This window comes from Pseudomonas sp. GW460-LB5 (assembly GCF_059423245.1).
The window spans coordinates 151,902-171,538 of record NZ_JBWKXT010000002.1; the positions used below are offsets into that span (position 1 = coordinate 151,902).

Here is a 19,637-nt window from a genome sequence, read left to right on the forward strand (position 1 = left end):
CCATGCGGCATGGCACAGGCCTGCTTGGTGCTTTGCGGGAGCGGCCTTTTATTGCGACAGGGCCACGCCTAAAGTTCAGTGCATGCCTCTTTCACCAGCCAGTCGATCAATACCTGCAGGCGTCTGGGCATCGGGTCATGATGCGGGTAGACCAGGTAATAGCCATAGTGGGGGGTGTCGACGAACCCCCCGAACGGCAAGACCAGCTCACCTTGTGCAATGCGATCCTTGACCAGTTGTTCCCGGCCGATGGCGATGCCTACGTGATTCAGGGCGGCGAGCGTGCAGAGGTCGGAGCGATCGAATGTGAGGAACCGGCGCGCAAGGCTGACGCCAGCGCCTGTGGTGTCCGCCCAGAGTTGCCATTCTGCATCGAATGCAGCGTTGTCCCAGGCTGCTACGTCATGCAGGGTGGTGCAGTGATCCAGCGGTTGCAGGTCGCCGTTCAATGCATGGGTTTCTGCGTAACGGGGGGAGCACACCGGGGCGATCCGCTCGTTCATCAAGTGAATGCTCTGCAGGCCGGGATGATGGCCATCCGAATAACACAGGACCAGGTCGATCTTGCGTGTGCGGTAATCGATGCTCTCGTTGCCCACCCTGATATCCAGCTGAATATCAGGGTAGCGGGCGGTGAACTGCGCCAGCCGCGGCACCAGCCAGCACTGTGCTACTGAGGGGCGAACGTAAAACGTCAGCTGGCCGGCGATCTCGGCGTGAGCGCGTTCCTGCACGGCCTCGCTGAGCTCATCCATGGTCCGCTGCATGACCGCGAACAGGCGCTCGCCGTCTTCGCTAAGGCGGACCTTGCGCGGCATGCGGTGGAACAGCTTGAGCGCCAGCTCATCTTCCAGGCGATTGATGCGATGGCTGACGGCACTGGCCGTCAGGCATAGCTCATCGGCGGCGCGCGAGAAGCTCAAGTGCCGTGCGGCCACCAGAAAGACATGCAGGCTGCCCAGGTGCGAGCCATTGAGTTTCACGGCGCCGCCGCCGGGCTTTTTCATTGTTCAATCCTTCCTGCGCAGTTCACTGATTGCGGTTACAGGCTAGCCTGCGTGCTGCGCCCTTTCGCCAGATAAGCGTTGAATTCCTCCTCCGGCACCATGCTGCCACCCGTCCCCCAGACGAGGTGGGTAGCCTGCTGCAGCTGGGCTGGCGTGAAGCCCTGGCGAGCCAGGTACTCGCCTGCTTGCAGCACCCGTAGCATACCGGGTACGCCTGCCAGGGCAGAGGGTTCGAGTTTGACCTTGTCCTGCTCATGGGCAATTACCATCAAGCGGTACAGGGCTTCGTCAGTCACGGTGTAGTAACCATCGATAAGCCGCTGCATGGCTTTGCCGACAAACCCTGATGGGCGTCCGACCGCCAGGCCGTCGGCGGCGGTGATGTTGTCGATGCCGAAGTCCTGCACGCTGGTTTCATCATGCAGGCCGGTGTACACCCCCAGCAGCATGCAAGGGGAGTGGGTGGGTTCGGCAAAGACGCAGTGCACCGCATCGCCGAACACCAGCTTCAGGCCGAATGCGACACCGCCTGGGCCGCCCCCTACGCCGCACGGCAGGTACACGAACAACGGGTGATCTGCGTTCACCTGGATACCCGCCTGCTCGAATTGCCGTGCCAACCGTTCGGCGGCCACGGCATAGCCGAGAAACAGCTGCGGGGAGTTTTCGTCGTCGACAAAGTAACAGCTGGGGTCTGATGCCGCCTGCTGGCGGCCTTGCTCGACCGCCACGCTGTAGTCGCAGGCGTGTTCGACCACCGTGACGCCGTTGGCACGCAGCTTGTCCTTTTTCCATTGCCTGGCGTCAGACGACATGTGCACGCTCACCTGGAAGCCCAGTTTGGCGCTCATGATGCCAATCGATAGCCCCAGGTTGCCGGTCGACCCTACGGCGATCTTGTACTGGCTGAAGAATGCGCGGGCCTGGTCGCTTGCCAGTTTCGTGTAGTCATCCGCTGGCGTGATCAGGCCGGCAGCCAGGGCCAGGTCCTCGGCGTGCTTGAGCACTTCATGGATGCCGCCCCGGGCTTTGATCGAACCGGAGATCGGCAAGTCGCTGTCCGCCTTGAGCCACAGGCTGCCTGCGTTCTGCAGCGATCCTTCCTCGACAAGCAGCTGGCGCAGCTGTGGCAGCGGGGTAATGTGCGACTCGATGACCCCGCCGGCCGCTGCCGTCTCGGGGAACACGGTGGCCAGGTAAGGCGCGAACCGTTGCAGCCGCGCGCTGGTGGCTTGCACGTCGGCCGCTGTAAGGCCCACATCGTGCAGGGCTTCTGCTGCCTTGGCGATGCCAGGGTTGAACCAGCTGGTTTGTTTCAGGGCAACCAGCTCGGCGATGATCGGGTGGCTTTGTTGCCAGGCTTCCAGGGTTTTTCCGTGAATCATGATTTCACCTGTAGTGCGGTATGTGCAGAGTAGATCAGACAATCTTTGAAAGGAGCAGGGTCAGGCACAAGGCGACTACCGAGGCCAGCACTGTCGCGGCAGTGAATTTTTTCAATGCATCACTCAGGGAAAGGCCCAGGTATTCCTTCACCACCCAGAACGCCGAGTCGGTGATGTGGGTCCAGCCTATGGCGCCGGCACCGATGGCGATCACCAGGATTTCCCGGTTGTATTCCGGGTGCTGGCCAAGGATCGGCATGACCATGCCGGCCGCGCTGATCATCGCGACGGTGGCCGAGCCAACGGCAAAGTGCATGATCCCGGCGATCAACCAGGCGAGGATGATCGGGTTGAGCTGCGTCTGGTTGAGCACATCGGCCAGTGCCTTGCCGATGCCGCTGCCCACGAGCATGTCATTGAAGGCACCGCCTGCACCGATGATCAGCAGAATGCCGGCCAGGGGAGGGAAACAGCGCTGGGTCAGGCTCAGCAGGTCTGCCATATCAAGGCCGCGACGCAAGCCCAGGGCCCAGTAGGCAAACACCACTGACAACGTCAGGGCAATCAGTGGGCTGCCCAAAAAGGCCACCCACTCGTACAGTGCAGCGCCCTTGTCCAGGACCGTGACGGCCAATGTTTTGCCCACCATCAACACCAGCGGCAGCAGTACGGTGGTGAGTGTGATGCCGAACGCGGGCATTGCCTGTTCTTCTGCTGGGGTCACCGTGCGTGCAGACAAAAAGGCCTGCTGGGAGTCGCTGGCTTCGCGTCTACAGGTAAAGCGAACCCACACCGGGCCCGCGATGATAGCGGTTGGAAGGCCAACGATCAGGCCGTACAGGATGACAGTACCGATATCCGCATTGAGCATGCCGGTGATGGCCGTGGCGGCCGGGTGTGGCGGGAGAATGCAGTGCACCACCATCAGCGAGGTGGCCAGCGGCACGCCGAGGTACAGCATGCTGATGCGGGTTTGCCGTGCGACCACGTAGATCAACGGAATCAGCAGGACAAAGCCGACCTCGAAGAACACCGGGATGCCGGCGATGAAGCCGACGAGCATCATTGCCCATGAAGCATTGCGTTCACCCAGCCTGTTCAATAGCGTGGTGGCGATGCGCCTGGCGCCTCCGGATTCCTCCAGCAATTTGCCGAGGATACTGCCCAGGCCGATGATGCCGGCAAGAAAACCCAGCGTGCTGCCCATGCCTTTCTCGAAGGCGGCCACGATTGCCGTGGGTGCCATGCCGGTGCCGACACCCACTACCAGGCTGGCGGCCATCAAGGCCAGAAAGGGGTGTACTTTAAGCTTGCTGATCATGACCACGATCAGGAGTATCGCAGTGCCCAGGACGAGTAATGAGAACGTTGGAGTCATCGTGTGGTTATCTCTATCGCTGATCGCTTCCGTGCGAGCTTCTTGTTGGTTTGCACCCATTAGATTTCAGCGATTTGATCGACTCAAACGATCACTCCTCACCCCATAGGTGAGCCCATGTCATGCATGGCGCCGGCACTCAATGCCGTGCCGACAAGCCACAATTCAACGCTGCCACCGCAACCGCCAGTGCCGCCCCGGCATAGGCCCAGATCGCCGGTACCTGGGGCAGCAATACCCCCGCAAGCATCGGCCCGAGCCCGGCGCCGATGTCGCGCCATATGGCATTGCCGGCCAAGGCCTGGATGCGTTGTTGCGGGTTGCGCAGGGCGACCAGTGTCATCACCAGCGGCAGTTGCAGGGCACGCAGCACCAGTACGAAGAAGGCGCCGATAAACAGCCAGTGGCTGCCAAACAGCAGCAGCGCCATCGACGTGGCCAGTGACAGCACTACCAGCATGCGCAGCGGCCCGAAGCGGTCGGCCAGGCGCCCACCGAAGGGGCTGAAGAGCATTTCGCTCAGGTAGCGCACCGCCATCAGCACACCCGCTGCCAGCACGCCGGACTCACCCAGGTGGGTTTGTGCGTACAGCGAAAGGCCAAAAATGAACAGGCCGTCCAGGGTCACCCCTTCGATGAAGGACCAGGTGGCAATGCTGTCTGGCAGGCGCAGGCGTCGGCCACCCCGGCTGGCAACCGGGTGGCCGGTGCTGGGCAGGGCACGCGCACGCCACAGCCCGAACAGGGCACTGATGCAGAGCACAAAGAACACACTGCGCGGGCCATAGGCCTGAGCCATCAGCGCGCCTAGCGGCAAGGCCAGCATTGGCCCGATGGAAATGCTCGCCCGTGAACGCCCGGCACGCCGCGCCGCGCCTTGTGCTTCAGCGGTGGCGAGGGTCTGGGTGCTGAGGTTGAAGGTGGCAAAGCACAGGCCCCAGACCAGGCGCAGCACCAGCAGCGCGGCGAAACCGGTCAGCACCGCATTGCCCAATGCACACACGGCGGCGGCGAAGGCGGCAAGGCTGCACGCCGCGCGGTCACCATGGCGAGCGTAGAAGCGCACAACCCAGCCGTAGCCGATGATGCGCACCAGGCGGTTGGCCGCCAGCAGAATGCCAGCCTCGGCCAGGGTCACGCCGAAATCGGCTGCGTACATCGGCAGCAGCAGGTAGAGCAGAACGTCACTGGGCAGGCACAGGCTGAGCACCTGGGCGGCATTGCGGGAGTCTTGGTCGGCGCGGTGGGTTTGCACCGGTGTGGCAGCGGACGACATGACAGCCTCGTGACAGGGGTGAGGGGGGCAGGATAACCCACAGCGTCTCGAATATTGCACATTGGCTTCACTGACGTGTTGCCTGTAATGGCCTCTTCGCGGGCTTGCCCGCTCCCACAGGTACTGTGCAAATATTCAAGATTGTGATGATCCTGTGGGGGCGGGCGAGCCCGCGAAGAGGCCGGTACAGGCACCAGAGGATCTGAACAGTTTGCTCATTCAGCCATAAGGCGGCGCTGGCAGTTCGGCCAGCAGGTTTTTCAGACCGTCACTCCACTGCCTGCGAATCTGCTGGTAATAGGCATCGTCGCTGGTAATGCGCTTGGGCGTCATGCTTTCCAGGCTGTTAGTGCGGTACACCAGCAAGTCCAGCGGCATGCCCACCGACAGGTTGCTGCGGATGGTGGAGTCGAACGAAATCAGGCCGCAGCGCAGCGCTTCATCAAGCGGCGTGCGGTAATCCAGGTTACGGTCCAGTATTGGCCTGCCGTACTTGCTTTCACCCAGCTGCAGGAACGGCGTATCCGGCGTGGCCTGGAAGAAGTTGCCTTGCGCGTAGACGTTGTAGATGGCCATGGGCCCACCGGCTATCTGGCCGCCGACAATGAATGAGCTGCTCAGGTCGATGTCGGCCGTCAGCTTGCTGCGGTCTCGGCTGACCACTTCACGCAGGGTGTCGGCAACCAGCACCGTTGCATCGTACAGCGTGGCAACGTTCTGCAGGTGGGGGCCGCTGCCTTGGGTGCGCTGGCGCAGCAGGTTCACCACCGATTGCGAGGTTGCCAGGTTGCCGGCGGTCTGCAGCACGATCAGCCGCTCGCCCGGTACGCTGAAGATGAACAATTTGGCAAAGGTGGAGATCTGGTCGATGCCGGCATTGGTGCGTGAGTCGCTGATGAAGACAAGCCCGTCCTCCAGGTGCATGGCGACACAGTAAGTCATGGGGTTTCCCTTGTGTTGCGTGTGGGGTGATCTTGCCTCAAACGCGCGGCAAGATCGGCCTGCAGCAAACCCGTCACTGGCGGTGCACGTGGACGCTGGCCTGCATCGCTTCGGCGCCACCGCCGCGGCGTACGCCCCTGACCGGGCAGGCGTCCAGGTAGTCCAGGCCCACTGCCAGTTTCAGGTGACGTTCTGGGCGTGTCAGGCGGTTGGTGATGTCGAAGCTGTACCAGGCCTGGTCAACCCAGGCTTCGGCCCAGGCATGGCTGGCCAGGTGCTGTTCGTCCTCGGTGCACAGGTAACCAGACACATAGCGTGCCGGTACCCCAAGGCTGCGGGCGCAGGCCAGGAAGGCGTGGGTGTGATCCTGGCACACACCGGCGCCACCGCTGAATGCTTCGATGGCCGTGGTGCCCACCGAAGTCGCCCCAGGGCTGTAGGGCATGTGCTCGGCCAGGCCTTGCATCAGCCCGATCAGCGCTGCCCGGTCGCGGTGGCTGCCGCATTGCCTGGCGGCAAATGCGATGAGCGCGCCATCGGCCTGGGTCAGGTGGCTGCCGCGCAGGAAGGGCAGGGGAGACTGCTGTTCGGCTTCGTGTTCGCAGTCCGGGTCGATCTCGACCTGGCCGCGGGCAGTCAGCGCCAGGTGACCATGGGGTTTGTCCAGGGTCAGTACATGCAGGATGTTGCCATAGGGGTCGATCTGGCTCCTGACCTTGCAAGGCAGGTCCAGTTGCCAATCATTGATGCGCTGGCGTTCACTGCTACGCGGGGTCAGGCGCAGAAACTGAATGCTGTTGCTCACATCGCTGGCGTAGCTGTAGGTGGTGTCGTGGCGGATGGACAGTTTCATACGACCTCCAGGTAGGAGTGATGGACGGCCTGGCCCAACTGGTTGATGCGGCCGATGAAGTCGCTCAGCCAAGGGTGGAGGCCTGCGTCGAGTATTTCGTCGATGGCGGTGTAGCGCAGGCGCGCGTTCAGCTCGGCGGCCATGCGTTGGGCGGCGCGGCCGCTGCTGCCCGGCAGGCCGGCCAGGATCAGGTCCAGCTCCTCGATGCAGGCATGCAGTGAACGCGGCACGTCCACCCTCAGCAACAGCAGCTCGGACACCGGCCGGGCACTGGGCGCGGCGCGGTAAAGCTCGTTGAAGGCTTCGTACGAGGTCAGCGCGCGCAGCAAGGCGCTCCACTGGTAGTAGCCGCGGGCGGAGCTGTCGCTGACCTCTTCGGAGGCCTCGCCGAACATTTCGTAGCGCGCATCGAGCAGGCGCAGGGTGTTGTCCGCGCGCTCCAGGAAGGTGCCCAGGCGAATGAAGCTGTAGGCGTCGTTGCGCATGATGGTGCCGGATGTCGCGCCGCGGAACAGGTGCGAGCGTTCCTTGACCCAGTCGCAGAACTGGCTGATGCCGTAGCGGCCAAGCCCATTGCTGGCGATGTTGCGCATTTCGATCCAGGTGGCGTTGATGTTCTCCCACATGTCGGCGGTGATCCGGCCACGCACCGCATGGGCGTTGGTCCTGGCGGCCTGCAGGCAGCAATAGATGCTGCTGGGGTTGGTCGCATCCAGGGCGAAGAAGTGCAGCATGCGCTCGGTGTCGAGCTCGGTGTGGCGGCGGATGTAGTCGTCCAGCGTGCCAGAAGCGAGCAGCGACATCGCCAGCTCGGCATGGCCGTCGCTACGCCCGGCCTGGGGCATCAGTGACAGCGAATAACTGACCTCAAGCATGCGCGCGAGGTTTTCTGCACGTTCCAGGTAGCGGGACATCCAGTACAGGTCGGAAGCGGTTCGCGAAAGCATGGTTCAGTCCTCCACCACCCAGGTGTCCTTGGTGCCGCCGCCCTGCGACGAGTTGACCACCAGCGAGCCTTCCTGCAAGGCCACGCGGGTCAGCCCGCCGGGCACCAGGCGGGTTTCGCTGCCCGACAGCACGAACGGGCGCAGGTCGATGTGGCGCGGCGCGATGCCGCTGTCGACGAAGGTGGGGCAGGTCGACAGGCACAAGGTGGGTTGCGCGATATAGGCGTGCGGGCGGGCTTTGATCCGCGCGCGGAAATCCTCGATCTGGGCGCTGGTCGATGCTGGCCCCACCAACATGCCATAGCCGCCGGAGCCCTGGGTTTCCTTGACCACCAGCTCGGGCAGGTGGGCCAGCACATGGGACAGGTCTGCGGGTTTGCGGCACTGCCAGGTCGGCACGTTGTTGAGGATCGGCTCTTCGCTCAGGTAGAAACGGATCATGTCGTCCACATACGGGTAGATCGACTTGTCGTCGGCCACGCCCGTGCCGACGGCGTTGGCCAGCACCACATTGCCGGCGCGGTAAACCGAGATAAGGCCCGGTACGCCCAGCGTCGAGTCAGGGTTAAAGGACAGCGGGTCGAGGTAGTCGTCGTCCAGCCGGCGGTAGATCACGTCCACCTGCTGGGGGCCGGCCGTGGTGCGCATGTAGACATGCTCGTCACGCACGAACAGGTCTGCACCTTCGACCAGCTCGATGCCCATTTCCCGGGCCAGGAACGCATGCTCGAAGTAGGCGCTGTTGAAACGGCCGGGGGTGAGCAGCACGGCAGTGGGGTTGTCCAGCGGGCTGGCGCTCTTGAGCGTGTCCAGCAGCAGGTTGGGGTAGTGGTCGATGGGCGCGATACGCTGGGCGGCAAACAGTTCGGGGAACAGGCGCATCATCATCTTGCGGTCTTCGAGCATGTAGCTGACGCCGCTGGGGGTCCGCAGGTTGTCTTCCAGCACGAAGTAGCTGCCATCGCCGTCACGCACCAGGTCGACACCGGCGATATGGGCATACAGCCCACGGTGCAGGTCCAGGCCCTGCATGGCGATCTGGTAGCCCTCGTTGGCCAGTACCTGCTCAGGCGGGATGATGCCGGCCTTGAGGATGCGCTGGTCGTGGTAGATGTCCTGCAGGAACAGGTTAAGGGCCTGCACTCGCTGGATACAGCCACGCTCGACCGTGCGCCACTCGCTGGCGCGGATGCTGCGCGGGATGATATCGAAGGGGATCAGGCGCTCGGTGTCCTGGCTATCGCCATACAAAGTGAAGGTGATACCTGCACGGTGAAACAGCAGGTCGGCCTCGCGCCGGCGCTGTTCCAGCAGCTCCAGCGGGGTGTTGGCCAGCCAGCGGGCGAACTCCTGGTAATGCGGGCGGCAACTGCCGTTCGCTTCGTACATTTCATTGAAAAAAGCCCGGGACATACCCACTCCTTGCCGCCGTCGCCGGCAGCTCATTGCGTTTCTCTAGCGGTCTTCTGGGTGTGGCCTTGCTGGTTGATGGGCGCTGTGTCTCGTGTGAGCCTCTGTTGCGTTTGATTGCCTGTGCCTTGCGCACAAACAGCCTTTGCAATGACAGTGCCGAAAACGCTTGGCAGTGCCGGGAATGCGGGAAATGCGAGGGGCATTGCGGACCGGCGCTGTCGGGGGGCTCTGGCCGATGCATCAAAAAAGGGCGGTTTTGATCAGGGAGAGGGTATTGAACCGAGATGGGGCACGGGCCGGTGCCTGGCGGGGAAAAAAGGAAGTGTTCCGGGTGCATGTCTTGGGGTGTATGTGATGCGTATATCGAGCGCCGCCCGCGCGGCGCTCGATCGTACAGACGCTGAAAACCTCAACGCCCTCAAAGGCAGGCGTAAACCACCAGTTCCACCAGCATTTCTTCGCGGGCCAACCCTGCCACCACGATCGCCGCGCGGTTAGGGTAGGGGGCCTGGAAATAGTCGGTATACAGGCTGTTGACGGTAGCCAGGTATTTACGGTCGGTCACGTAGATCAGCACCTGGGTCACGGCATCCAGCGAGCTACCGGCGGCTTCCAGGGTATGGCGCAGGTTCTCCAGTGTCTGGCGGGCCTGCGCCTCGATGCCGCCTTCCACGACTTGCCCCTGTGCATCGATGGGTATCTGGGCGGTGTAGAGCGTGCCATTGCCCACCACTGCCCATTCCAGAGGGGCTCTGGAGGCGAACAGCTCGGTCTTGATTGCAGTTTTCATGGGGTGGTTTCCTGAGTGTTTAACCGCTTCAGTCAGCATCGCTGCCGCCGCCTGCGCCATGGCGGCGCGAGGTATCGGTGCTTTCGACGAGGATGTTTTCGGCCAGCTGCTTGAGCCGTTGCCAGGTGCGTTCGTTGACTGTAAAGCCTTGCTGCAAGGTGCTCTGCGCAGGGGCGCACGCCGGTGCGGTCTGGCCAGGCCGGCTGAACAGCACCGTGACGCTTTGCTCGGCCGCATCCATGGCGCCGGGCCGGCCTTCGCTGCGCAGGTCCGGGCGCTGGACGCCGGCGGTAAAGTCGGCCATGTGGCACTGACGGGCGTCCTCCCAGCGGGCTTGCACGTGCAGCCCCAGCACCGCTGCCCGGCTTAGGTACCCCAGCAGCAGCAAGCGGTTGTGGCAGTGCCGGATGCGCAGTTCGGCCTGACCACGGCGCATGGCCTTGGCTGCCGCCAGCTCCACCACTGTCGCAGCGCAGCGCAGCACGCTCTGGCCTTTGGCGTCGATTACCAGCAGGGCGCTATCCTCATGGCACAGGGTGTACGGCTGGGCAGCTTCGGCTTGCAGGTAGAGCAGGGCTTTTTCCAGCGCACCGACGCCATCCAGACCCTGCAGTTGCAGCCAGCCCACCAGCTCGGCGGCATCCTCGCAGTCGCCAGCGGCAAAGCCCATGCCTTCGAATGCCTTGCGGCACATCACCTGTATTTCGTTTAGCGATACGCGCATGGTCAAAGCTCCCCTTGCGGCATGACCGCAAAATTCCAGTCGTCTGCGAACGGCTGGCCGATGTCACTCACCAACGGTGCGCCTTGGAACAGGGTAATACGTACCCAGCGGCTGGACTTGGGGTCGAACTTGCCCGCGCCGAAAAACGCCAGTTTGCAGCGCAACAGGTGAATCGGCAGCATGTCCCGGGCCAACAGGTTGGCGCGGATTTCACCGTAGGCAGTCTGTGCCATGCCTTGCAGGCGGCGCACTGTGCCTTTGAACGCCGGTTGCGCGATCAGGAAGTGCGCGGTCAATGCCTGAGGCTCTAGCAGCAGGTGTTGCAGCAGCGCGGCATGGCACTGCTGGAGATTGCGGGCAATGCCCAGCTGCATTTCTTTGTCGGCCCCCGGTTCCTCGGCGCGCATGCCCAGGCGCGGCTCCTCTTTTTCGGCCGAGCGGTACCAGAAGAAGTGCTCGGCATCCACCGCACCGAAGTCGTAGCCCAGCGCCCAGCCGTACTGCTGCTCTATCAGCTGGCGCAGTTGCTCAAGGGGCATTTGGGCATCCAGCTGCCAGCTTTCGTTGACACCCATGTGCTCGGCCAGGGGCGTGACCTGCGCCGGGTACAGCTCCAGCAGCAAGCTTGCCAGCAGCTCCTGGCAGCCCACCCCGGTGTGCGCCTGCGCCCAGGCCTGCAAACGCGGCCAAAGGCCCTCGCCGGCGGCTTGCGCGTCTAGCCAGGTGGCCACCAACGCAAGCTCGGTCACGGTTTGCCGGTTTTGCTCCTGCTGGCGCTGGTCTTCGGTCTGAGTCTGGATCACGTGCACGCGGGCCCGCGCCAGCAAGCCCTGCAGGCGCGCCAGCTGGTCAGGTTCGGCCGCCTGCGCCAACACCACGGCCAGTGCCGTTTCCCGCGTGTGGATCCAGCGTTCCACCAGTTGCGGGTGGTTGATCAGGAACGGTGCCATGCCCAGCCCGGTCGCGTTGCCGACCCCCAGGTAGCGTTGCAGGGCCGGCGCCAGTTGCACTGCCCGCTGTGGGTCGAGTGCCTGGGCCATGTGGTTGATCTGCTCGATGCTGAAGTGGCGCAACAGGTAGACCGTGAACATCTGCGCGCTGAACGGCTGGTTGAAGTCCGGGTTGTCTTGCAGGCAGCCAAAGTCGGCGATGCCGAACTTGCCGTTGCCGTAAACCGCAGTGGTGCGATACAGGTAGCCGACTTCAGCCAGTTGCTGTGGGTCGGGCTGGCGGCCTTGCGCCAGCGCCGTCAGAAACCGGTCGAAATTGCGCAAGCTACGGTTGGCCCGTGACAGCACCAGCACGCGGGCATCGAAGCGGCCAGCCTCCTGCAGCGGCACGTTGCGCTGCAGGTCGGCCAGTTGCGCCGCATCGACATCGCCATTGACCATCACGAAGGTGACGTCCCACTGGTCGGCGATCACCCGGTCGCTGCGCTTTTCTGGCGGCAGGTAGGCCGAGAAGATCACGCAGTGGTAATGGCCATTCGGCGTGTCGATGCGGTAGATCGCGGTGCCGAAGCCTTGGCCGTCAAGGTCGAAGCAACAGCGCTGGATGCGCCAGTGCTGCTGCATCATCCGGCGCATGCTGCTGCGCACGAAGCTCAGCGGGCTCTGGAAGTGGCTGCCCAGCCGGGCCAGATCCATGACCTGGCTGGCAGGGCGCAACACCGGTATTGCAGGCACGTTGGCGGCCATTGTTGTTGTACCTGGATGGATCATGTTCAGACGCCTTGTTCGCGGGCCATGTGCCGGGCGATGCGCACTGCATCCCACAACGCTGGCAGGATCACCAGCGACACCGGCACTGCGGTAATGACAATGAAGGACTGCAGGGCCGTCACACCGCCTGCGCCGATGGTGATCAGTACCACCGCCGCCAGGCCCATGCCGATGGCCCAGAAACCGCACAGCCATTTCTTGGGTTTATCGTTGCTGGACATCGCCAGCGCCACGGTGAAGGCCATGGCGTCGCCATTGGTGGCCACCGAGATGAAGCTCAGGAACAGGAACAACGCGCTGATCAGGCCTCCCAGTGGCAGGTTCTGCGTCACCCCCAGCAGCAGGTCTTCGGGCTGGGCGCCATGGGCGGTGACGATGCCTGGCGTTTGCAGCTCCAGGCCGATACCGGTGCCGCCGACCACGGTGAACCAGAACATGGTCACCAGCGGCGCGATGATCGACAGTGTCATGATGATCTCGCGAATGGTGCGGCCGCGCGAGATCCGCGCGACGTACAGTGCCACCATAGGCGCGTAGCCGATGAACCAGCCCCAGTAGAACACCGTCCACCAGTCCAGCCACTTGGGGTCGGCGCGGAACATTGCCATCAACAGGAAGTGTTCCACATGCAGGGCAAAGGCCGCCGGGAAACCGCCGAGGATGAACAGCGTCGGCCCGAACACCACCATGAACAGCGCCAGGCCGATCATCAGCCAGACGTTGATCTCGCTGACAAAGCGGATGCCTTTGAGGCCCACCAGGCACGAGACGGTGTACATGGCCGTGACCAGCACAATGGTCAGCGACTGGGTGACGATATCGTTAGGCAAGCCCCACACCGCATGCATGGCGCTGCTGATCTGCAGGCCGAGAAAGCCGATCGGGCCGATGGTGCCGGCCACCACGGCGATGATCGAGCTGGCGTCGGCCAGGGTGCCGATCGGGCCTTTGAGCGCCCGCTCGCCGAACAGCGGGTAAAGCAGGGTGCGCGGCGCCAGCGGCAGGCCTTTGTCGTAGTGCAGGTGCATCAGCACGATCGCCAGCAGGCTGCCCAGCACGGCCCAGGCCAGAAAGCCCCAGTGCACGAACGATTGCGCCAGTGCCGCGGTCGCTGCAGCTTCGCTGTGCGGTTGCAGGCCGGCGAAGAAGGGCGGCGGGCTGGCAAAGTGCATCAAGGGTTCGGCAGCGGCCCAGAAGGCGCCGCCACCTGCCAGCAGGGCGCACATGATGACGGCGATCCAGTTGAAGGTGCTGATGTCGGGGCGTTGGGTAACGCCGCCCAGGCGTACGCGCCCGCTTCTGGAAAAGCCGATGAACAGGCTGACGGCGAAGGTTGCCAGCATCAGCACTTGCCAGTAGAGGCCAAAGAACCTGGTCGACCAGGCGAACAGCGTGTTGACCAGCGCCGACACGCTGTCGATGTCGATCAGCGCCGCCAGCAGGAAGGCGCCGAGGAAGCCGCCGCTGATCAGGAACAATGGCCAGTCGATGTCGCGTGCCATTGGCAGGCCCATGGCCTGGCCTTCAGCCTGCAGGGTGGTTGGGTTTTTCATGAAGCCTCCGGAACCTGCGATTGTTGTTATTGTTGATGCTGTCCGTGCAAGGGGCTCAGGCCTGTGCCGTGGTGGCGGTTTCCAGCAGGCGCAACCAGTTCAGCCCCATGATGTTGGCCACGTCCTGTTCGGCAAAGCCACGGGCGCGCAGGCCCTGGGCGATGTTGCCGAAATCGCGGCTGTCGCGGAACCACTGCAAGGGCGCCGGCCAGTTGGCGTTGTCCTTGGAGCCTTCGCCGTAGTCCTTGTCCTTGCTCCAGCGGCCGTTGCGCATCCATTCCAGCACGGCCAGCGGTTGCGCCTGGCACAAGTCGGTGCCGATGCCGATATGCGCCACGCCCATCAGGTCGGCGGTGCGCGCGACCATGTCGCAGAAGCTTTCCAGGCTGCACTGCGAAGCACCCTTGAGGTGGAACGGGTAGGTGCTGAAGCCCAGCAGCCCACCTGATGCTGCGATCCCGCGCAGCACCGCATCGGACTTGTTGCGTTTGGCGGCGTGGAAGCTGGCCGGGTTGGCGTGGGAGATGATCACCGGTCGGCTGGACAGCTCGATCGCCTCCAGGGTGCTGCGCTCGGCGCTGTGGGACATGTCGATGAGCATGCCGACCCGGTTCATTTCGGCGATCACCTGGCGGCCAAAGCGGCTGATGCCGTTGTCTTCGCGCTCATAGCAGCCGCTGGCCAGCAGGCTCTGGTTGTTGTAGGTCAGTTGCATGACAAACACCCCGAGCTGGCGGAAGACCTCCACCAGGGCGATGTCGTCCTCGATCGGCGAGCAGTTCTGGAAACCGAAGAAAATCCCCACCCGGCCTTCCTCGTGCGCCAGGCGGATGTCGCTGGCCGTGCGCACCGGGCGGATCAGCTCGGGCCAGGTCTCGAAGCGGCGGTTCCATTCACCCAGGCGTGACAGGGTTTCGCGGGCGTTTTCGTGGTAGGCGATGGTGGCGTGTACCGCACTCAGGCCACCGGCCTGCATCTGCTGGAAAATTTCCGGGCTCCAGTTGGAGTACTGCAGGCCGTCGATCATCAAAAGGTCATGCATGGCGTGTACTCCTTCAGGGCCGCAGGTAGGTGGTCTTGACCACGGTGTAGAAGTCACGGGCGTACTGGCCCTGCTCCCGTGGGCCGAAACTCGAAGCTTTGCGGCCGCCGAACGGCACGTGGTAGTCGGTACCGGCGGTCGGGAGATTGACCATCACGCAGCCGGTCTGGGCACGGCGCTTGAAGTGGCTGGCGTGGCGCAGCGACTGGGTGATGATGCCGGCGGTAAGGCCGTATTCGGTGTCGTTGAGCGTGGCCAGCGCCTCTTCGAAGTCACGTACGCGGATCACGCAGGCGATGGGGCCGAACACCTCCTCGCGGTTGATGCGCATGTCGTTGCGGCTGTCGATGAACAGCGCCGGGCGCATGTAGTAGCCGTCGCTCTCCAGTTGCAGGCGTTCGCCACCTTCGATCAGGGTGGCGCCTTCGGCCTGCGCCAGCTGCAGGTAGGCCAGGTTCTGTTCCAGCTGGCGCGCGTCGGCAACCGGGCCGATCTGCACGCCGGCCTCCAGGGCATGGCCGACCTTGAGCTGGCGCATGCGCTGGCGCAGGGCCTCGACGAAACGGTCGTGGATGGCGTCGCACACGATCAGCCGTGAAGACGCGGTGCACTTCTGCCCGGTGCCGAAGAAGGCGCCGTTGAGGGCGCATTCCACGGCCAGTCCGAGGTCGGCGTCATCCATGACCACCAAGGCATTCTTGCTGCCCATTTCCAGCTGGCAGCGCACCAGGTTACCTGCGGTGGCGACCGCCACGCGCCGGCCAGTCTGCAGCGAACCGGTGAACGTCAGGGCATCGATGTCAGCGGACTGCACCAGCGCCTCGCCGACGTCGGCGCCGCTGCCCATCACCAGGTTGAAGGTGCCGCTGGGCAGGCTCTGGCGGCTGATGATCTCGGTGAGTGCCCAGGCGCTGGCCGGCACCAGGTTGGCCGGCTTGAACACCACGGCGTTGCCGAAGGCCAGGGCCGGGGCGATTTTCCAGGCGGCGGTGGCCATGGGGAAGTTCCACGGGGTAATGATGCCCACCACACCCACCGGTTCGCGATGCACTTCGATGTCGATCCCGGCGCGCACCGAGGCGGCGGTCTCGCCCATCTGGCGCAGTACTTCGGCGGCGTAGTAATGGAAGAACTGGCCGCTGCGGTTGACCTCGCCGATGCCTTCGGCCAGGGGCTTGCCTTCTTCTCGCGAGAGCAGCTCGCCGAGCTCCTGCTTGCGCGCAATCAGTTCATCGCCGATGGCCATCAGCACTTGCTGGCGAGCTTCCAGGCCGCTGGCGGCCCACAGGGGCTGTGCGGCACGGGCGGCCTGGATGGCCTGGCGGACCTGTTCGGCGCTGGCCTGCTGGTACTGGCCGATCAGGTCGCCGGTGTCCGAGGGGCTGTAGTTTCCCAGGGTGGTTTGGCCTTCGCACCACTGGCCATCAATGTAGTTGTTGTAGGGCTTGTGTGACATGGATGAACGCCTCTGTTTGCATGGCATTCATGATGAGAGCAATATGCAGCAAATAAAAATTAATAAAAAAAATGCTTTGATAAGGAATGCTAACCATGTTGCCCGAGCTGAAGATCGCCCAGTTGCGCTACTTCGTACTGGTCGCTGAACTCAAGAGCTTCCATGCGGCCGCCCGACAGGCCTTTCGCACCCAGCCGGCGATATCCCTGGCCGTGCGTGAGCTGGAGCAAAAGCTGGGGCAGGCACTGGTCGAGAAGGGTGGGGGGCGGGTAGAGCTGACGCCATTCGGCGAGCATTGCCTGCCGTTGTTTCGCGGCTTGATCGAGCACCATGACCGCATTGCCCGTGAAGCCACGCTGCTTGCCCGGCATGAAATCGGCCAGGTCAGCATCGCCACCGTGCCTTCAGTGGCCAGCCGCATGCTGCCAGGGCCGCTGGCCCGCTTCGTGGCCGCGCACCCGAACGTACAGGTCAGCATCCAGGATGGCACGGCCGAACGTGTGCAGCAGTTGCTGGCCCAAGGTCAGGTGGATTTCGGCATCAGCAGCCTGTGGGTGGACGATGAGCAGCTCGAATTCGCCCCGATCGTGAATGATCAGGTGGGCGTCGTGTGCCGCAGTGACCACCCGTTGGCGCAGGCGGGTGATGCCCTGCACTGGGCGCAGTTGCAGGGCGAGCCGATGATTCGCAATGGCACCTCGCAACTGCTGGCCGGCACCGAGGCCGAGGGGTTGCTGACGCACAGCCGGCTGTTCATTTCCAACATGATTTCGTTGATCGCCATGCTGGAGGAGGGGGTGGGGATCAGCACGCTGCCGTACCTCGCCTTTCCGCAGGAGAACGAAAAGCTGGCGTTCGTACCGCTTGTGGAGCCCAAGGTCGAGCGGCATATCGGCATGCTCACCCGCAAGGGGCGCAGCTTGTCACCTGCGGCAGGGGCATTGATGGCGTTTCTGCAGGTGCAGCTGGCCCAAGCCGGCTGAGCCTGCGGCTCATGGCACCCCAGGCTGGCTGGTGCAGGCCGCCAGGTCCTCCAGAAAGGCCTGCAGGATGGGCGGGCGCGACACTCCGCGCCGGGTCACCACTTCGAAGGGTGAGCTGAGGTTCAGCGTGCTGGCCCCCAGGCGACGCATTTCGCCCGTCTTGACCCACTGCTCGGCAAAGTGCTCGGGCAAAAAACCGATGTAGGCCCCGGAAATGATCAGGATCGCCGCTGCCTCGATGTTCTCCACCGTTGCGTCGGCCTTGGCGATGCCCAGTTGCTCCAGGTCGTACTGCTGCATGTAGCCACGCACCACGATACGGCTCTGGCGCACGTCTTCCATCAGCCGGCCGTTGGCTGCATTGCTGGCGAACAACGGGTGGCGCCGGCCACAGTAAAGCCCCAGGGCCTCGTCATACAGCGGCAGGTAGGACAAGCCAGCCACCCGTAGTGGGAAATGGCCGATGGCCAGGTGCAGCCTGCCATCCAGCACGCGCTCTTCGAGTTCTGCCGGGGCACCGATGTAGATGTGCAGGTGGGCATCGTGCCCGCGTGAAACAAAGCGCTGGGTGGTGCGCGGTAGCGGCGAGACGGGGTCGGTCAGGGTGGAGTCGATGATGCCCAGGTTGAGCTTGCCGCTGATGTGCTGCTTGAGCACGTCGGCGTCCAGGCAAAAGCTCTCCACGGCACTGAGCAAGCGCAAGGTTGCCTCATGGATCGCCACCCCTTGCTCGGTCAGGCGAAAGCCGCTGCGCCCGCGTTGGCACAGCTTGACCCCCAGGCGGGTTTCCAGGTGCGTCATCTGTTCGCTGATGGTCGACTGGCCGGCATTGAGTGCCGCCTGCGCGGCAGAAAAGCCGCCGCACCGGACGATAGTGGTGAATACCCTGAGCAGCTTCAGGTCGACATCGTGGAGCTGGATCACCTTAGCCTCCCGGCCGGGCCTCACATCGCCCGTGCTGATATGAGCGCCCGTGCATTGTTCTTGTTGCGCAAGCTAACCATGAGTGCCAGGCCGCTGCAATGCCTGGCGTTGCCCGCCCGTATCGCCTTCGGATACATCGGAAGGGGCGATGTATGTATCTGCACTTGCGCATTTTTCCCTGCCCCGGTGGTTGCCATAGTGGCTGCAACGGTGGTCGAGCAGTCGCCCCGTCTCCTGACATACAACAAGAAGTGGAGAAACCAGAACATGGCAAAACACGGTTATGAGTCCGGCCGCCTGAACCTGCCTTTCGTGGGCCATTGCACGTTCGCCAAGGCGCCGGTATGCACCGACTGGGAGGCTATCGACGCCGACGTGGCGATTTTGGGCGCGCCCAACGACATGGGCACCCAGTGGCGTTCAGGGGCGCGTTTCGGGCCGCGTGGCATTCGCGAGGCATCCACCCTGTTTTCCTTCGGCCATGCCGGTGCCTACGACTTCGAGGATGACGCCACCTACCTGACCGAAGACCAGGTGCGCATGGTCGATGTGGGCGATGCCGACATCGTGCACACCGACATGGTCAGCAGCAACGCCAACATCGAGGCGGCCGTCAGGCAGATCCTCGCAGCCGGCGCCATGCCGGTGGTACTGGGCGGTGACCATTCGGTGCATGCCCCGGTGATCAAGGCGTTCGAAGGCCACGGGCCGATCCACATCGTGCATTTCGATGCCCACCTGGACTTCGTCGACGAGCGCCATGGCGTGCGCTATGGCCACGGCAGCCCACTGCGCCGCGCCTCGGAGCTGGATCACATCGTCGGCATGACCCAGATGGGTATCCGCAACGTGTCGTCATCCAACCGCGACGACTACGACGCCGCTCGCGAGGCCGGCTCGCAGATTCTTTCGGTACGTGACGTACGCCGCCTGGGCTGCGAGGGGGTGCTGGCGAAAATCCCGGAAGGGCGCAACTACTACATCACCATCGACATCGACGGCTTCGACCCCTCCATTGCCCCTGGCACCGGCACGCCGAGCCATGGCGGGTTCCTTTACTACGAAGTACTGGAAATCATCCAGGCGCTGGCCAAGCGCAGCCACGGCCGCATTGTCGGTATGGACCTGGTCGAAGTGGCCCCGGCCTACGACCCCACCGGCATGACCTCGATCCTTGCCGCGCAACTGCTGATGAACAGCATCGGCTTCATTTTCCACGCGCGCGCCAAAGCCCGCTGACCCG

At 63.6% G+C, this 19,637-nt stretch carries 17 protein-coding genes; 2 read left to right on the forward strand and 15 right to left on the reverse strand.

Annotated elements, in window-relative coordinates; translation table 11 throughout:
* Positions 1-68: 68 nt before the first annotated feature.
* The 14 genes from dsdC to AC07XM_RS02805 form a co-directional block, all read right to left on the reverse strand.
* Complete coding sequence (gene dsdC, locus AC07XM_RS02740; RefSeq protein WP_102688845.1) at positions 69-1,007, reverse strand: DNA-binding transcriptional regulator DsdC; 939 nt, start codon at positions 1,005-1,007, stop codon at positions 69-71.
* Positions 1,008-1,042: 35 nt separating this feature from the next.
* Entirely contained in the window at positions 1,043-2,392 is a 1,350-nt protein-coding gene (gene dsdA / locus AC07XM_RS02745; RefSeq protein WP_060516754.1) for a D-serine ammonia-lyase, read from the reverse strand.
* Positions 2,393-2,426: 34 nt separating this feature from the next.
* Entirely contained in the window at positions 2,427-3,770 is a 1,344-nt protein-coding gene (locus AC07XM_RS02750) for a GntT/GntP/DsdX family permease (RefSeq protein WP_016486193.1), read from the reverse strand.
* A 139-nt stretch (positions 3,771-3,909) separates the two neighbouring features.
* Positions 3,910-5,046 carry an MFS transporter gene (locus AC07XM_RS02755; protein WP_070086342.1) on the reverse strand — a complete coding sequence of 379 codons (1,137 nt, stop codon included), beginning with the start codon at positions 5,044-5,046 and terminating at the stop codon, positions 3,910-3,912.
* Positions 5,047-5,265: 219 nt separating this feature from the next.
* Positions 5,266-5,988: a proteasome-type protease gene (locus tag AC07XM_RS02760; protein ID WP_016486195.1), complete on the reverse strand. Its 723-nt coding sequence runs from the start codon at positions 5,986-5,988 to the stop codon at positions 5,266-5,268.
* 73 nt (positions 5,989-6,061) lie between these two features.
* Positions 6,062-6,841 (reverse strand): transglutaminase family protein, encoded by a 780-nt coding sequence (locus AC07XM_RS02765; protein WP_023049127.1) that lies wholly within the window; start codon positions 6,839-6,841, stop codon positions 6,062-6,064.
* Positions 6,838-7,788, reverse strand: coding sequence for an alpha-E domain-containing protein (locus AC07XM_RS02770; RefSeq protein ID WP_016486197.1), 951 nt, complete (start codon positions 7,786-7,788; stop codon positions 6,838-6,840). The genes AC07XM_RS02765 and AC07XM_RS02770 overlap by 4 nt, the downstream gene beginning before the upstream one ends.
* Before the next feature lie 3 nt (positions 7,789-7,791).
* Positions 7,792-9,201: a circularly permuted type 2 ATP-grasp protein gene (locus AC07XM_RS02775; RefSeq protein WP_016486198.1), complete on the reverse strand. Its 1,410-nt coding sequence runs from the start codon at positions 9,199-9,201 to the stop codon at positions 7,792-7,794.
* Positions 9,202-9,619: 418 nt separating this feature from the next.
* On the reverse strand, positions 9,620-9,991 hold the full coding sequence (locus AC07XM_RS02780) for a RidA family protein (RefSeq protein ID WP_102688846.1): 372 nt from the start codon (positions 9,989-9,991) through the stop codon (positions 9,620-9,622).
* A 28-nt stretch (positions 9,992-10,019) separates the two neighbouring features.
* On the reverse strand, positions 10,020-10,715 hold the full coding sequence (locus AC07XM_RS02785; RefSeq protein WP_016486200.1) for a DUF3726 domain-containing protein: 696 nt from the start codon (positions 10,713-10,715) through the stop codon (positions 10,020-10,022).
* A 2-nt stretch (positions 10,716-10,717) separates the two neighbouring features.
* On the reverse strand, positions 10,718-12,412 hold the full coding sequence (locus AC07XM_RS02790) for a hypothetical protein (RefSeq protein ID WP_102688847.1): 1,695 nt from the start codon (positions 12,410-12,412) through the stop codon (positions 10,718-10,720).
* A 26-nt stretch (positions 12,413-12,438) separates the two neighbouring features.
* Entirely contained in the window at positions 12,439-13,989 is a 1,551-nt protein-coding gene (locus AC07XM_RS02795) for a BCCT family transporter (protein WP_102688848.1), read from the reverse strand.
* A gap of 55 nt (positions 13,990-14,044) precedes the next feature.
* Positions 14,045-15,031, reverse strand: coding sequence for a dipeptidase (locus AC07XM_RS02800; RefSeq protein WP_016486203.1), 987 nt, complete (start codon positions 15,029-15,031; stop codon positions 14,045-14,047).
* 13 nt (positions 15,032-15,044) lie between these two features.
* The gene (locus tag AC07XM_RS02805) at positions 15,045-16,487 is read right to left on the reverse strand and encodes an aldehyde dehydrogenase family protein (protein ID WP_102688849.1); all 1,443 of its coding nucleotides are present in this window, start codon (positions 16,485-16,487) and stop codon (positions 15,045-15,047) included.
* Between the two features lie 95 nt (positions 16,488-16,582).
* Between AC07XM_RS02805 and AC07XM_RS02810 the strand changes: the two genes are divergently transcribed.
* The gene (locus AC07XM_RS02810; protein ID WP_016486205.1) at positions 16,583-17,470 is read left to right on the forward strand and encodes a LysR substrate-binding domain-containing protein; all 888 of its coding nucleotides are present in this window, start codon (positions 16,583-16,585) and stop codon (positions 17,468-17,470) included.
* A 9-nt stretch (positions 17,471-17,479) separates the two neighbouring features.
* Here the strand turns inward: AC07XM_RS02810 and AC07XM_RS02815 are convergent, their stop codons facing one another.
* A complete protein-coding gene (locus AC07XM_RS02815) occupies positions 17,480-18,394 on the reverse strand; it encodes a LysR family transcriptional regulator (RefSeq protein WP_095114916.1) in 915 nt (304 codons plus the stop codon).
* 267 nt (positions 18,395-18,661) lie between these two features.
* Here AC07XM_RS02815 and speB point away from each other — a divergent pair, with 267 nt between their 5' ends.
* A complete protein-coding gene (gene speB / locus AC07XM_RS02820) occupies positions 18,662-19,633 on the forward strand; it encodes an agmatinase (protein ID WP_016486208.1) in 972 nt (323 codons plus the stop codon).
* Positions 19,634-19,637 lie beyond the last annotated feature (4 nt).

What these genes read in the sequence shown, in the direction of transcription:
- dsdC (WP_102688845.1), bottom strand. Translation starts at nt 1,007, where the DNA reads ATGAAAAAGCCCGGCGGCGGCGCCGTGAAACTCAATGGCTCGCACCTG.
- dsdA (WP_060516754.1), bottom strand. Translation starts at nt 2,392, where the DNA reads ATGATTCACGGAAAAACCCTGGAAGCCTGGCAACAAAGCCACCCGATC.
- AC07XM_RS02750 (WP_016486193.1), bottom strand. Translation starts at nt 3,770, where the DNA reads ATGACTCCAACGTTCTCATTACTCGTCCTGGGCACTGCGATACTCCTG.
- AC07XM_RS02755 (WP_070086342.1), bottom strand. Translation starts at nt 5,046, where the DNA reads ATGTCGTCCGCTGCCACACCGGTGCAAACCCACCGCGCCGACCAAGAC.
- AC07XM_RS02760 (WP_016486195.1), bottom strand. Translation starts at nt 5,988, where the DNA reads ATGACTTACTGTGTCGCCATGCACCTGGAGGACGGGCTTGTCTTCATC.
- AC07XM_RS02765 (WP_023049127.1), bottom strand. Translation starts at nt 6,841, where the DNA reads ATGAAACTGTCCATCCGCCACGACACCACCTACAGCTACGCCAGCGAT.
- AC07XM_RS02770 (WP_016486197.1), bottom strand. Translation starts at nt 7,788, where the DNA reads ATGCTTTCGCGAACCGCTTCCGACCTGTACTGGATGTCCCGCTACCTG.
- AC07XM_RS02775 (WP_016486198.1), bottom strand. Translation starts at nt 9,201, where the DNA reads ATGTCCCGGGCTTTTTTCAATGAAATGTACGAAGCGAACGGCAGTTGC.
- AC07XM_RS02780 (WP_102688846.1), bottom strand. Translation starts at nt 9,991, where the DNA reads ATGAAAACTGCAATCAAGACCGAGCTGTTCGCCTCCAGAGCCCCTCTG.
- AC07XM_RS02785 (WP_016486200.1), bottom strand. Translation starts at nt 10,715, where the DNA reads ATGCGCGTATCGCTAAACGAAATACAGGTGATGTGCCGCAAGGCATTC.
- AC07XM_RS02790 (WP_102688847.1), bottom strand. Translation starts at nt 12,412, where the DNA reads ATGGCCGCCAACGTGCCTGCAATACCGGTGTTGCGCCCTGCCAGCCAG.
- AC07XM_RS02795 (WP_102688848.1), bottom strand. Translation starts at nt 13,989, where the DNA reads ATGAAAAACCCAACCACCCTGCAGGCTGAAGGCCAGGCCATGGGCCTG.
- AC07XM_RS02800 (WP_016486203.1), bottom strand. Translation starts at nt 15,031, where the DNA reads ATGCATGACCTTTTGATGATCGACGGCCTGCAGTACTCCAACTGGAGC.
- AC07XM_RS02805 (WP_102688849.1), bottom strand. Translation starts at nt 16,487, where the DNA reads ATGTCACACAAGCCCTACAACAACTACATTGATGGCCAGTGGTGCGAA.
- AC07XM_RS02810 (WP_016486205.1), top strand. Translation starts at nt 16,583, where the DNA reads ATGTTGCCCGAGCTGAAGATCGCCCAGTTGCGCTACTTCGTACTGGTC.
- speB (WP_016486208.1), top strand. Translation starts at nt 18,662, where the DNA reads ATGGCAAAACACGGTTATGAGTCCGGCCGCCTGAACCTGCCTTTCGTG.